Origin of the sequence: Clostridium sp. CX1 (assembly GCF_025398335.1) — a bacterium.
GTDB classification, from domain to species: domain Bacteria; phylum Bacillota; class Clostridia; order Clostridiales; family Clostridiaceae; genus Clostridium_AM; species Clostridium_AM tanneri.
This window is the reverse complement of record NZ_JAODOO010000010.1, coordinates 37,583-51,556: the sequence shown is the minus strand read 5'-3', so window position 1 is coordinate 51,556 and position 13,974 is coordinate 37,583. Positions and strand designations below refer to the sequence as shown.

Below are 13,974 nucleotides of genomic sequence, written 5' to 3'. Positions count from 1 at the left end.
TCCTCAAAATTCCTTTTTATATTAGGTTGAAAAGCTAACTTTTCAATTACTAATCGTAGGCAATTAACCCTAAATACAAATTCCTATTATATTTATATTGATTAATTCATATTATATTCCACAATTATCTGATTACTTTTATATTTCACAGCCTATCTGGTTTTTACTGTAGACATTTTCTGATCTATAATAAAAAAACACTACTAATACTATAGTTATATATAGTATTAGTAGTGCTTTTTTAAAAATGAGATAATGAGTACAAAACCGAACTCTATCTATCATTCTTATTTTCTAATGTCTATTTTACAAAGCAGTTCTAAATGTATTTTAGTATATCAAAAAAAGTGTCAAATTTGTAATGAGGTATTTTTTGTTCTTCACAATATTCTTTTAAAAGAGATTTAGCAAATACTGCATCGGCATGTATGCAAGCGCACCTATCAGAGTAGCCATCTCCTATGTAGTAAACTTCATAATCATCATTTTTTAATTCTTCCACTAATGATTTCTTGCAGTTTCCACATAAATTACATTCTCTATCTTTATTTAAGAAGGACAACTTCCAACCATTATTGTAAACTGCCTTATTACAATAAATATCCAAGTCCTCAAATTCCTTTTTATCTAATATTTCATTTATATATACATCATATCCATCTGAAGCTACAACTACTTTATATCCCTCTTTATGCACTGCCTCTAAAAATTCCTCAAAGCCTGAGCTTATTTGAAAGTTCCTTGCAAAGTTTCTTATATATTCATCATCATGTTTTATTAAATTCCATTGTTTCTGACCACATTCTGCCGTACCAATTTTCTTATCTAACCAAAGCTGGCCTATTTCCTTCCATCCTTTCTCTGCCAGTGTCTTTACTATAGAAAAACCAACATCTTCTTTAGTTATAGTTCCATCAAAATCAACAACAAAAGCCTTTTTCAACCTTTCTCCCTCCAAAGTATTCACAATATCTTAATATATACATTTCCCAATGTTTAATTATACAAGAGCAAAATATCCATGTCTACAGTTATTTACATATAAATACAAATTCTTCATAATTTACTCTAATTATATATTATGCTATAGTTAAACTAAGCTAGAAATTAGTTTTCTGATAATTTAGGAGGTAATATATATGGATCATAAAAGTACAGATATAGCTAAAGCTTCTGTTAAAATGGCTATATCATCAAGGAGTACAGAGGAAAAACTTATGGCTGCTTTTAAGGAAAAGGGTATCCTTACTACTGCTGTAGACATAGGTGGTGATTTTACATACTCCACTACAAAAATCATAGAAAGGGCTCTTGTTGCTTCAAAAAGAAGTGGATTAACTAAGGATTGTCACGTTCATGATGGTGCTGTAGCCGGTGCTACCAAAGAAGCCCTCGCTCAAATCATGGCTAAAGCCAATGGCTTAAATGTAGGTGGCAAAATAGGAATAGCTAGGTCAGGAGAACATATAAGTGTTTGTATATTCCTCAGTATAGGATTGCTTCACTTAAATGAAGTGGTAATAGGTCTTGCCCATCGCTCAATTCCGGATATCTACTAAATAATAATTTAAATAGATAACAATTTAAAAGTTTAATTTTTTGTTGCAGATTGAAGTTCTAAGTTGAGTATTATAAAGTCTTTATTTTATAAATCAGAAATTTAACCTTCAAAATAAACAATTTTACCAAAAATCGTAAATACGTTGACTTTATCTGGAACATAATATATGATTATTTTCAATAAGAATTTTAAGAAAATTTTAAAATTTATAATTATGTAGTATGGTAGGAATATATTTCAGTTTATGTGGCTGCCTTTATATTTAAAGGTGCCTTTATTTTATAACTTAATATTTAGGAGGATGGTAGTATGGTAGAAAAAAAATTATTATCAGTTCTATTTGGCACTTTATTTTTAGGTACATCAATTTTAAACGGATGTAGTTCTAAAACTGTTAGTAGTACAAATAGTTCCACAGGAGTTATTGAGGTTGGTATTAGTCAACTGGTAGAACACCCTGCTTTAGATGCAACTCGTAAGGGTTTTCTTGAGGGCTTAAGTTCTAAAGGTTTTAAAGATGGTGAAAAAATTAAGGTTGAATACCAGAATGCCCAGGGAGATATCCCAACAACTCAAACTATAGCAAATAATTTTGTTTCAGGTAAAAAGGATTTAATATTGGCAATTGCAACTCCAGCTGCTCAAGCAGCTTATAACAGCACTAAGGATATACCTATTTTAATTACTGCTGTAACAGACCCTGTAAAGTCAGGATTGGTAAAATCCTTAGATAAACCTGGTACAAACGTTACTGGAACTAGCGATGCTTTACCTATGGATAAACAATTTTCATTAATTAAAGAATTAATTCCTAACTGTAAAAAGGTAGGTATACTATATAATACTAGTGAAGCAAATTCTGAAATTCAAGTAAGCAAAGCAAAGGATCAGGCATCAAAAACTGGCCTACAGCTAGTAACTGTAGGAGTTACTAGCTCTAATGACATATCCCAAGCACTTACTTCTTTGCTTCCAAAAATTGATGTTTTATATACACCAACAGATAACTTAATAGCATCTTCCATGGCTTTAATAAGCTCAAAATGCATAGAAAACAAAATACCAATTATTGGTGGCGAAAAGGCTCATGTTGATGCTGGTGCTTTAGCTACAGAGGGTATTGATTACTATAAACTTGGTTTTCAAACAGGAATTATAGCAGCAGATGTGTTAAGCGGAAAAAAACCTCAAGATATATCTGTTCAGACTCTGAAGGAAACAAAGTTAGTTATTAACGAAGATACTGCCAATAAGCTAAATATCACTATACCTAATAACCTGAAGTCTAGGGCAGAATTAGTTGTAGGTGGTGGTAAATAGTGAATGGCTTTATTATAAACGTTCTTGAGCAAGGCTTTATATTTGGAATAATGGCTATAGGTGTTTATATAACCTATAAAATATTAGACTTCCCGGACTTATCAGTGGACGGCACCTTTGCCTTAGGAGCTGCAGTAACAGCCTCAGCTTTAGTAAAAGGGATGAACCCCCTTTTTACATTAGTTTTAGCTTTTACCGCTGGTTTAGTTGCTGGAGGAGTAACAGGTATACTTCATGTGAAATTGAAAATTACAAACCTACTTTCTGGAATTCTAGTTATGATAGGCTTGTATTCTATAAATTTAAGAATAATGGAAAAGGCTAATATACCCTTGTTCTCTGAGAAAACAATTTTCTCCTTTGGCCTTTCACCGATAATTATATCTGTAGTAATTCTTATATTAACAAAATTAGCTTTAGATATCTTTCTAAAAACAAAGTTAGGTTTTGTTCTAAAGGCTACAGGGGATAATCCTCAGATGGTGACCTCCCTTGGAGTAGATATAGGAAGAATAAAAATTATAGGGCTAATGATTTCAAATGCAATAGTAGCCCTATCAGGTTCTATAATGGCCCAGTATCAAAGATTTTCAGATGCTGGCATGGGTACTGGAATAATAGTTATGGGTCTTGCTTCTGTAATCTTAGGAGAATGTATTTTTCAAAGAACTTCAATAATTGCAGGAACTACTGCTGCTATTGTAGGTTCGATAATTTATAAAGGCAGTGTAGGTGTTGCCCTAAATTTAGGCTTCCCTCCTACAGACTTAAAGCTTATAACCTGTATAATTGTTATTGCTGCATTATCCCTCAACAGCAAAAAACTCCACCTGAATTTTAAGGGTAGAGAGAGCTTTACTAGAGGAGGTGCGGTAATTGTTACAAATAAAAAATCTGCAAAAAGTTTTCAATAAGAATACTGTAAATGAAAAAATTGCTTTTAAGAACTTTTCTATTAATATAGATGAAGGGGATTTTGTAACAATAATAGGTAGCAATGGTGCTGGAAAATCTACACTTTTAAATCTAATATCTGGTTCTGAGCCCTTGGAGAGTGGCTCTATAACTTTAGATAAAAGGGAACTATCTAAACTTCCTGAATTTAAAAGAACTAAATTTATAGGTAGAGTTTTTCAGAATCCCTCTTTAGGAACTTCTCCATCTATGACTATATTAGAAAATTTATCAATGGCTTATAATAAGGGCAAACAGTTTGGTTTTTCATCTGGAATCGATAGAAAAAATCTAGACTTTTTTAAAGAAAATATTTCTGAGCTTTCTTTAGGTCTCGAAAATAATTTAAATACCAAAGTAGGGTTGTTATCAGGAGGGCAAAGGCAAGCACTTTCCTTGCTTTTAGCTACAATATCCAATCCTAAACTGCTTCTACTTGACGAACATACTGCAGCCTTAGATCCAAAAACTTCTGAAAATATTGTAGAGTTAACAACTAAAACTGTATGTAAAAAAAATATAACAACATTGATGGTTACTCATAATCTAAACCACGCAATAAATATAGGTAATAGATTACTAATGCTTCATCAAGGTGAACTTATCTTAGATATTAGAGGAGCAGAAAAGAAAAGCCTAACAATAGAAAAGCTGCTAGACTTATTTGCTAAAGGAAACTCAAAAGACTTTATAAGTGACAGATTAGCTCTTTCTTAAAAATTTATATAATACTTTTTTCTCTTTTTAAGGTCGAAAAAGTCCCTATGTTTACCTCCGAATTTTAAACATAGGGATTTTTTTCTTTCTATTTTTTTGATAGAGGCTGCATTAAATTCTGCTCGTAGACTTTCATAAATAAAATCCTAAGATTCTTTAATCTTCTAAAAGTTCTTTTATATCTTTATAAATAAAAATGTTAGATATTCCTCCATAATATCTTATTATACCATCAACCACAGTAATTGGAGGTTCAAAACCGTCTTTAATTATCTCTTTTATCTTTTCTTCAATTAAGTTATCTTTGTTTAATTCTATGAATTCTAATTGAGTACTATTTTTAACATCACTTTCATTAATAAACTGTTCTAATTCCTTATAAGCCTCTGATATAGTTTTGCTCTTTCTGCCTTTGCAACATGAATGTTCCACCTCTGAATTACTACCACATCCATGGCAGGAGCTTTTTTTATTTTTACATGTACTAGAACAGTCCTTTTTTTTCCCGTGGCATCCACAACCACTGGATAATCTTTCTTCTCCAATTCCGTATACCTGAACTTTAATTTTTCCATTCATGTTTCTTTTTCCCCTTCTATAATCCTAAAACATCTTTTACAGTGTAAAATCCTGGTTCCTTTCCTTTTAGAAATAGGGCAGCCTTGCAAGCTCCATTTGCAAAACACTCCCAATTATGTGCATGATGGGTAATCTCCAATCTTTCTCCCATTAATCCAAAGATGACAGTATGACTGCTTGAAATATCCCCTGCTCTCACAGAATGATAACCTATTGTTCCTTCCTGTCTCTCTCCAGCTCCTTCTCTGCCATAAACAGCAACGTCCTTTAGCTTATTACCTAAGGATTCTGCTATTACCTCTCCCATCTCCTTTGAAGTTCCACTTGGGGCATCTTTCTTATTTCTATCATGCATTTCTATTATCTCTATGTCTGACATATGTCCTAAGGTTTCCGCTGCAGTCTTTAGAAGCTTATACATGACATTTACTACCATAGAGGTATTTGCAGCGAAAACTATAGGAATAGACTTGGAAATATCTTTTATTCTATTAAGTTGCTCCTCTGTAAACCCAGTGGTTCCACATACAACAGCTTTCTTATGCTTTAATGCAGTTTCTATAGTTTCCATTGAGCACTTAGGAGTAGTATAGTCTATTATTACATCACAATTTTCTATTATACTTTCTAGTGAGTCTACCACCGGTGAACCTACTTCCTTGCCTATACCTGCTGTAAAACCTACATCTTTTCCTATGTAATCCCTTCCCCTGGGAGCTACAGCACCAACAATGGTGATATTCTCCATATCTGATGCTAATTTAGTAATTAGCCTTCCCATCTTTCCCTTAGGTCCCATTACTACAATCTTCATTTATATCACCTCATTTTTAAACTTTTACCAATAGGAATATTAAAACAGCACATAACATATATCTAATTTAAATTATTGCCATATAGAAATTATATCACAGTTTTATCATTACAATAACAAATTGTATAAATGTCCGTTCACATCGCTTGAAGTTTTAACAAAAATTAAAATGCAATTATGAAATATATAATTTTCCTTAAAAACCTTTTATCTTATGTGGCATATTTCATGAAACAGCATATTATAAACTAGAATATGAAATAACGAAAACTACCTTTCATATTCACCTTAGATTAAAAGGAGGTTACCTATATGTCTAGAGATAAATGTTATACATCAAATGAAGATAATAATAAGTGCACTGAAACTAGCTGCACTACTTCATCTTTTTCCGATAACTGCGACTGCCATGACCAATGCTGTGATGCAAAGGTTATAAAAGCTGAAACAGAATGCCAATGTCCAACTTCCACTCTACCACCTGCAGTTATTCCTGCTGGGGCTTTTGTAGGAAAAATACCTGTAGAACTTGCTTTTATAAGTGTAGATATTCCTGTTATGGCTACTATTAAACTTGAAGAAAAAGCCTATGAAATTAAACGTATTAAAAAGAATGCATATGTAACTCAATGTCACCTTCTTCCTACGCTTACCAGAATTCCTGGAACTAATACAATTACTGGAACACTATTTATAGAAGGATTTGTTAGAAAAAATATAGAATACGCTACTAAGGAATGTTCTAGTAAGAGCGTAACCAGCGGAAAAATAAGACATACTACTGTTAAAATACCTTACAAATGCACAACTTCTGTCACTTTTACTGCAACACCTCCTTTCCCATTAACAGGCTTAAGACCACCAATATTTATTCCAAATACTCCACCTACAGAAATTGGACAGTACTCAGAGAGATTTAACACCTGCGATCCTTGTCAGGAAGCAACATTAGGACAGGATTCCTGTCAACAATGCTTTACCAGCACTGAAGTCTTTAACGAACCAGTTTTCTGTGAATTAGTAAGTGCTACCTTTAATGAATGTGACATTCACTTAAATCCAACAATTTGTTGTGATCCTACAGAACAAACTTTCCAAAAAATTCAGGAAAAAATGCTTCTAACTCTAAGAATTAAAATACTACAAAAGCAGCAGGTAAGAGTTACAGCGCTTTAATCTACCTTTAATAAGTATTAAGGCTTATGTATTTAAAATTATTTAGTAACAAAAGCTAGCTAGTAAAATACAGACCCAACTCCTACGAACTTGGGTTTTGGGTCTGTTTTTAGAGTATATGCTTATAGACACATAAAAACATTAAAATTTTTAGAAGAGAAACCTATATCAGGCAGCCTGTTAATGAAGGAGGATAGAATTATGAGTAGAAAAGACCATAGAAGACCTACATCGGAAGAAAGCAATGATCTTTTAAAAGACAAGCGAGTAAGAGAACTATTAGACAAACTATTGGAGAAAAAGACCTCACAGGAAGATGCTCATAGTACCGGTGAAACCAACTCCAGTGAAGCCAGTTCCAGCGAAAAAGAACGTACAGATAAAACTACAGATAGGAAGCGTTCAAGAAGAAAACACAGAAGACATAGAAAAGAAAGTTCCTCTAGCACTGATGGTGGCAGATCTAAAAAAGAAAGAAGATCTAAAGGTCATAGCAAAGAAGAGGAAAAAGAAAGCTCCTCCAGTTATGAAGTTTCTATGATTGAAGAGGAATGTATAAAAAAATATGAAGACAAACAAGTAGAAAAAAAAACTACAGACAATGACTGTGATGAGGAAAATTCATCATCTAGCTCTACTGATGCTAGTACCACTACTGAAGATTCCTGTAAATGCAATGAGCCTATAGATGAGAGTTCTGCACATACCAGTGCTAATAATTGCAGTTCTTCTTCTAATGACACTAGTACTACAGATAACTGCACTACCGAAAGCTATTGCTGTCATTCCGAAGATTCAGGTGAATGGGAAAAATGTGATGAATGTGGTGAATGTGATGAATCCCATGATTGCGATGAATGCGATGACTGTAGTGAATGTAGTGAATGTGATGAATCTGAAGATTGTAACGAGTGCACTGAATGTGATGAAACTGATAGCTGTGAACAATGGGAAAGCTCCAGTGAATATGATCAGTGCCAAGTTACCTTAGAATGCTGTGAAGCAGATGTAGATTCAGAAAGCATGTCTCTTTGTCCAAGTACTTCCACTTGCCCTACATTTACCCAGGGTCCCGTAATAATAAAAACTCCAGTAGTATTAGCACAACCAAGAATAACTGTATCAATAGTATCTTCTCTTAAGCTTGAAGAAGAAGCTATTGAAATAAAACGTATTAAAAAGAACGTTTATGTAACTCAATGCAAGCTTATCCCTAATTCCGGTAATGGAGATCCTTGTTATGGAGTAGTGTTTATAAGTGGGTTTATTAGAAAAAACATTGAATATGCTACTAAAGACTGTATAGACAAAGATGCATTAAGTGGTAAGATAAAACACACTACTGTTAAGGTGCCTTTTAAATGTGTAACTAAAGTTAGATTTATAACTCATCCAGTTATTAACACTACAGCCCCTCAAAGTGAAGTAGAAATACTAGACAGCACTATGAATATTTGTGACCCTTGTGCAGAAAAAATTGCTGGTAGAGATTTATGTCAGCAAAGCTTTATATTTAGAGAAGTTTTTAACGAAGAAGTCTTTTGCGAGTTAGTGGATGCGGAAATTATTGAATCTGATATTTTAGAAAATCCAAAGGATTTATGCTACAACTCACCTATTGAAAAAATTTTTAGAAGTATAACTGAAAAGGTAGTATTAAATATAACTGTTAAACTGCTCCAAAACCAACAACTTTGTATTACCTCTTCTCCATTACACTAAAATAATAAGGTCAGCATCTCCGCTGACCTTATCTACTTTTTGCATTTTTTGAAACACATAGACTTGAGATAATTTCTTAATTTCTATATTCTTATTAATTTTTAACCTATACACTCAGTAATAGCAGCTCCTGGAGGTACTATAGGGAATACCTTATTATCACTGCTAATAATACATTCTATAATAACCGGCTCCTTTAGTGATAAAGCTTCTCTTAGAATTGTATCTATTTGTTTATCCTCAGTTATTTTCATTGTTTTTATTCCATAGGCTGCCCCTAATTTAATAAAATCAACATCTTCACCTAGCTTTGTATGAGAAAATCTACCTTGATAAAACAAGTCCTGCCACTGGTGTACCATACCTAATACATGATTATTAAGAACTAGTTGTATAATAGGTATTCTATACCTTGCTACTGTTGCTAATTCTGTAGAATTCATCTTAAAACTTCCATCTCCAGCTATGTTGATTACCTTTTTATCGGGATTACCAATGGAGGCTCCTATGGCAGCTCCAAGGCCAAAGCCCATAGTTCCAAGTCCTCCAGATGTTATAAAAGTTCTTGGCTTTAAAAATTTAAAATATTGGGCTGTCCATATTTGATTTTGACCAACCTCAGTAGTAATAATACAATTGTTACCTGCTAACTCTTGAAGCTTTTCTATTATATTTTCAGGTCTTAAGGAATATATATCTTTCCTTTCTGATGTTTTATAACCTTTCCAATTCTGAATTTGTTCAGTCCATAAGTCATTATTCTTTTTTTCTACTCTTTCTATTAGAAGTGATAGAATTTTTTTTGCATCTCCCGCTAACGACACAGCAGTATCTATATTTTTTCCAAATTCTCTAGGGTCTATATCAATATGAATTAACCTTGCATTTGGTGCAAAGGCCTCTACTTTGCTAATTACGCGATCACTAAACCTAGCACCTACTGCAATTAAAAGGTCACAGTTATTTACTGCATAATTTGAACAACGAGTTCCGTGCATTCCTACCATACCCATATAGCTTTCATGATTACCAGGGAAGGCTCCTATACCCATTAAGGAGCATGTGACAGGAGAATTTATCTTCTCTGCAAATTCCCTCAACTCTTTATGGCTTTCTGAAATCACAACTCCACCACCAGCATAAATTACAGGCTTCCTACTATCATTTATTATATCTATTGCTCTACCTAGACTAACTTCATCGAAAGTAACATACTTTTTACCTTCACTTAAGAGAGTTTTGTCACCTTGTCCAGCTTCATAGTCAATAAAAGCTTCCTGAACATCCTTTGGTATGTCAATTACTACTGGACCTGGCCTTCCTGATTTTGCAATCATAAAAGCTTCTCTTACTACAGCTGCAAGAGATATGGGATCTGTTACTATATAATTCTTCTTAGTAATAGATTTTGTTATTGACACAAAATCTACTTCTTGAAAAGAGTCTTTTTTTAATAGTTTCTGTGAAACCTGCCCTGTAATTACTATTAACGGCACCGAGTCCCTGCAAGCTGTTGCAATTCCTGTAACAGTATTTGTTGCACCGGGACCAGATGTTGCTATGACAACTCCTACTTTTCCTGTAGACCTAGCATATCCGTCTGCCGCGTGAGTAGCTCCCTGTTCATGAGCAGTTAATATATGAGTTATTTCCTTCATACCATATAGGGCATCATAAATAGGCAACACTGCACCACCTGGATACCCAAATATTGTATCTATCCCCTGTTCTTTTAGACATTGTAATAATACTTGTGCACCTCTTAATTTCATAATGATACCCCCTATATATTATATAAATACTACACTAATATTCTAGTACACTCTCTTAAAATTAATCTATATTATTTGTTTTTAAGCCAAGACATCATAGCTCTTAAATCTTTTCCTACCACCTCTATTGGATGATTTTGTTCGTTTCTTCTTTTTGCATTAAAATAAGGTCTATTAGCGGCATTTTCAAGTATCCAGTTTCTAGCAAAGGTACCATCCTGTATTTCACTAAGTACCTTCTTCATTTCTTTTCTAGTTTCCTCAGTTACGATTCTCTTTCCTATACTATAATCACCATACTCTGCTGTATCACTTATAGAATATCTCATATAACTTAATCCACCTTGTACCATAAGATCTACTATAAGTTTCATTTCATGAAGACACTCAAAATAGGCATTTTCTGGCGCATACCCTGCTTCTACTAAGGTTTCAAAACCTGACTTTATAAGCTCACAAATTCCTCCGCAGAGTACAACCTGTTCACCAAATAAGTCTGTTTCAGTTTCATCCTTAAAAGTAGTCTTAAGCACTCCTGCTCTGGTTCCTCCTATACCTTTTGAATATGCTAATGCATAGTCCATAGCTTTTCCACTATAATCCTGATATACAGCACATAGACAAGGTACTCCCTTTTCTTCTACATATTCTCTCCTTACAATATGACCTGGTCCCTTTGGTGCTACCATTATTACATCTACATTTTCCTTAGGAACTATTTGATTAAAGTGAATATTAAAACCGTGGGCAAACATCAAAACTTTTCCTTCTGTTAAATTAGGCTCTATGCTTTCAGTATATAGCTTACTTTGTTTTTCATCTGGCACAAGTACCATTACAAAATCTGCAGTTCTTACTGCATCCACCACTTCCATTACCTTAAACTCTGCTTCTTCTGCTGCTTTCCAAGACTTACTCCCAGTATAAAGTCCTACTACGACCTCTACACCACTATCCCTTAAATTTTGTGCATGTGCATGTCCTTGGCTGCCAAATCCTAATACCGCAACTTTCTTTCCCTTTAATAATTTCAAATCTGCATCACTATCATAATAAACCTTTAATTTTTCCATTTTTATTCCCCCATTTTTTCTATTTTATAATCTAGATACATATTTTCAGCAATGGCAACTATATATAAAACATCTAATATTCTTGACTAGTGAACAATTGATTTATAAGGAGCCTTATTCTTATAGAATAAGAATTGCTTTTTTAAAGCTCCTTCATTATCAATTGTCCACTTTAAATTTCAAGCATAACAAATTGCTTTATCCAGAATTTTCAGTCTTATAATCTTATACCTCGTTGATTCTCTCTAAACTAAGATGATTAAGCAGAACAATTTTTACAGAGATATTTTCCATTTACCAAACTTATATCACTGCTATGTCTTTTATCGTATACAGAATTACACCCTGAACAAACTACATTATATTTGTCATTGCATTTAGGACAATACACTGTATTTTCACTTGAATTGTAATTCTTTTCCCCCATTTTACCACAACTCTCACATACTCCAACGGTTATACTATTCATAAAAGGCATAAAACCTCTCCTCCTTTTTATTTAAATAATAAAATATTTTTTAGAAGCTCTATAAATATCTCAAATCCCCTTATCTTTAGTGCCTTTTAAAAACTTCTTAAAACCTGACCCAGTCTTTTTACTCCTTCTACAATAAGCTCATCCTTCATGCTTGAGAAATTAAGCCTGAAATTATTCCTATGACCCCCATTTGGATAAAAGGCTATACCAGGAACAAATCCTACCCTGTACTCCATTGCTTTTTCTAAAACCTTTGATGCATCTAACTCTTCAGGAAGTGTTACCCATATAAATAATCCTCCTGCTGGATTTGTATATGAGCAACTTTCTGGTAATTCTTCCTTTAGGGTTTTTACCATCAAATCTCTTCTTCTTTTGTAAACTTCTTTAATTTTATTTACGTTATCTTTTATATCATACATATTCATATAAAGTGCAGTTTCTTTCTGAGCCATGGTATTGGTCTGCAAATCTACAGACTGTTTAATTAACAGATACTTATTCACTATCTCCTCTGCTGCACAAACCCATCCAATCCTAAGTCCTGGACAAAATATTTTTGAGAAAGTACCATGATAAATAACTCTTTCATTTTTATCAAAACTCTTAATTGCTGGTAGCCTTTCACCCTCAAATAGCAAGTTTCCATATGGATTATCCTCTAGTATCATGACATCGTATTTTTCCGCTAGCTCAACCATTCTTTTTCTTCTTTCAACAATTAAAGTAATTCCTGTAGGATTTTGGAAATCAGGTACAGTATAAATAAACTTAGTATTTGGATTATTCCTTAGTTTCTCTTCTAAATCCACCATATCCATTCCATGTTCATCCATTTTTACTTCCACAAATTTAGGTCCATAAGGCTGAAAAGCAGTTATAGCTCCTAGGTAACTTGGACTTTCACATATAACCACATCCCCTTCATCTAAAAATAATCTTCCTGAAAACTCTAAAGCCTGCTGGGAGCCACAGGTTATGACTAAATTATCTGCTGTAGTATCTACCCCTGCCTCTTTCATAATTTGCTCTGCAATAACTTCCCTCAGTTCTCTTATTCCTTGTGTAGTACTGTACTGAAGAGCATTTCTTCCATCACTTTCTAGTACTTCTTTAGTTACTTTTTTCATTTCTTCAATAGGAAAAAGTTCCCCGTCTGGTAAGCCTCCTGCAAAAGATATTACTTCAGGCATTTCAGTAAGCTTCATTATCATAGCTATAATTTCATCACTTTCCCTTGATGCTCCAACATTCATTCTATTAGCAAATTTATTCTTCACACTACCATCTCCTTTGTTTTGCATAACTATAACTACTTTTGAATTAATATACTAATCAATTTTAAAAATAGGTATAAAAAAAACAAACCCTTGCCCACCATGGGGCGAGAGTTTGTTCGCGGTACCACCCAAATTTTTACTTAACTAAATAACGACTTTCGCCGGCACAGCTTACTACAGTTCAGCTTACAACTTAAGGGTGATTTTCAATAGCCTCTAGTTTGTGAGCTTTCACCTAGCCTCACTCTCTGTAAAACCTTTCACTATTTACTCTTCCCTATCACAGTTTTTAAATATAGATTTGTATAATCATTCAAGTATTGTTATTAATTTACACCTTTTTAAATTTAATGTCAAGAGTTATTTTTAAATTTTAAAAAATATTTTATAGATTAAAATTCTTCCACTTTTTATTGATGAATGGAAATTAGAATCAAATAGTTATGTGACGATAATAATATTTAAAATTTCATTTGTCAATATATTTTTTTCATTTATTCTCTTACATTTTTTAGTCTATTAATTCTT

The 13,974-nt window shown here is 33.2% G+C and carries 13 protein-coding genes and 1 other annotated feature; of the genes, 6 read left to right on the top strand and 7 right to left on the bottom strand.

From position 1 onward, the window contains the following. Positions 1–319: 319 nt before the first annotated feature. Positions 320–943, bottom strand: a complete 624-nt coding sequence (locus N4T77_RS12210) for an MtnX-like HAD-IB family phosphatase (RefSeq protein ID WP_261672081.1) — start codon at positions 941–943, stop codon at positions 320–322. Between the two features lie 196 nt (positions 944–1,139). Here N4T77_RS12210 and N4T77_RS12205 point away from each other — a divergent pair, with 196 nt between their 5' ends. The 4 genes from N4T77_RS12205 to N4T77_RS12190 all read left to right on the top strand — a co-directional run bounded on the left by N4T77_RS12205 (position 1,140) and on the right by N4T77_RS12190 (position 4,552). Next, a complete protein-coding gene (locus tag N4T77_RS12205) occupies positions 1,140–1,559 on the top strand; it encodes a HutP family protein (RefSeq protein WP_261672080.1) in 420 nt (139 codons plus the stop codon). A gap of 311 nt (positions 1,560–1,870) precedes the next feature. Next, positions 1,871–2,881 (top strand): ABC transporter substrate-binding protein, encoded by a 1,011-nt coding sequence (locus N4T77_RS12200; protein WP_261672079.1) that lies wholly within the window; start codon positions 1,871–1,873, stop codon positions 2,879–2,881. Beyond that, positions 2,881–3,795, top strand: coding sequence for an ABC transporter permease (locus N4T77_RS12195; protein WP_261672078.1), 915 nt, complete (start codon positions 2,881–2,883; stop codon positions 3,793–3,795). The genes N4T77_RS12200 and N4T77_RS12195 overlap by 1 nt, the downstream gene beginning before the upstream one ends. After that, positions 3,758–4,552: an ABC transporter ATP-binding protein gene (locus N4T77_RS12190; RefSeq protein WP_261672077.1), complete on the top strand. Its 795-nt coding sequence runs from the start codon at positions 3,758–3,760 to the stop codon at positions 4,550–4,552. Before N4T77_RS12195 ends, N4T77_RS12190 begins: the two co-directional genes overlap by 38 nt. Positions 4,553–4,708: 156 nt before the next feature. Here N4T77_RS12190 and N4T77_RS12185 read toward each other — a convergent pair whose 3' ends face one another. Both N4T77_RS12185 and dapB read right to left on the bottom strand, forming a co-directional pair. Further along, positions 4,709–5,131 (bottom strand): hypothetical protein, encoded by a 423-nt coding sequence (locus tag N4T77_RS12185; protein WP_261672076.1) that lies wholly within the window; start codon positions 5,129–5,131, stop codon positions 4,709–4,711. Between the two features lie 16 nt (positions 5,132–5,147). Beyond that, complete coding sequence (gene dapB / locus N4T77_RS12180) at positions 5,148–5,945, bottom strand: 4-hydroxy-tetrahydrodipicolinate reductase (RefSeq protein WP_261672075.1); 798 nt, start codon at positions 5,943–5,945, stop codon at positions 5,148–5,150. A gap of 312 nt (positions 5,946–6,257) precedes the next feature. Between dapB and N4T77_RS12175 the strand changes: the two genes are divergently transcribed. Together N4T77_RS12175 and N4T77_RS12170 are read left to right on the top strand one after the other, a co-directional pair. Next, positions 6,258–7,121: a CsxC family protein gene (locus tag N4T77_RS12175; RefSeq protein WP_261672074.1), complete on the top strand. Its 864-nt coding sequence runs from the start codon at positions 6,258–6,260 to the stop codon at positions 7,119–7,121. A gap of 201 nt (positions 7,122–7,322) precedes the next feature. Then, positions 7,323–8,843 (top strand): CsxC family protein, encoded by a 1,521-nt coding sequence (locus N4T77_RS12170; RefSeq protein ID WP_261672073.1) that lies wholly within the window; start codon positions 7,323–7,325, stop codon positions 8,841–8,843. Positions 8,844–8,944: 101 nt separating this feature from the next. On the opposite strand, the gene ilvB is transcribed toward N4T77_RS12170, so the two are convergent. The 4 genes from ilvB to N4T77_RS12150 form a co-directional block, all read right to left on the bottom strand. Further along, the gene (gene ilvB / locus N4T77_RS12165) at positions 8,945–10,615 is read right to left on the bottom strand and encodes a biosynthetic-type acetolactate synthase large subunit (protein WP_261672072.1); all 1,671 of its coding nucleotides are present in this window, start codon (positions 10,613–10,615) and stop codon (positions 8,945–8,947) included. A 71-nt stretch (positions 10,616–10,686) separates the two neighbouring features. Then, positions 10,687–11,688: a ketol-acid reductoisomerase gene (gene ilvC / locus N4T77_RS12160; RefSeq protein ID WP_261672071.1), complete on the bottom strand. Its 1,002-nt coding sequence runs from the start codon at positions 11,686–11,688 to the stop codon at positions 10,687–10,689. Positions 11,689–11,947: 259 nt separating this feature from the next. After that, complete coding sequence (locus tag N4T77_RS12155) at positions 11,948–12,166, bottom strand: hypothetical protein (protein WP_261672070.1); 219 nt, start codon at positions 12,164–12,166, stop codon at positions 11,948–11,950. 86 nt (positions 12,167–12,252) lie between these two features. Continuing rightward, positions 12,253–13,422 (bottom strand): PLP-dependent aminotransferase family protein, encoded by a 1,170-nt coding sequence (locus N4T77_RS12150; RefSeq protein ID WP_261672184.1) that lies wholly within the window; start codon positions 13,420–13,422, stop codon positions 12,253–12,255. Positions 13,423–13,543: 121 nt separating this feature from the next. Then, positions 13,544–13,739, bottom strand: a binding site (T-box leader). Positions 13,740–13,974 lie beyond the last annotated feature (235 nt).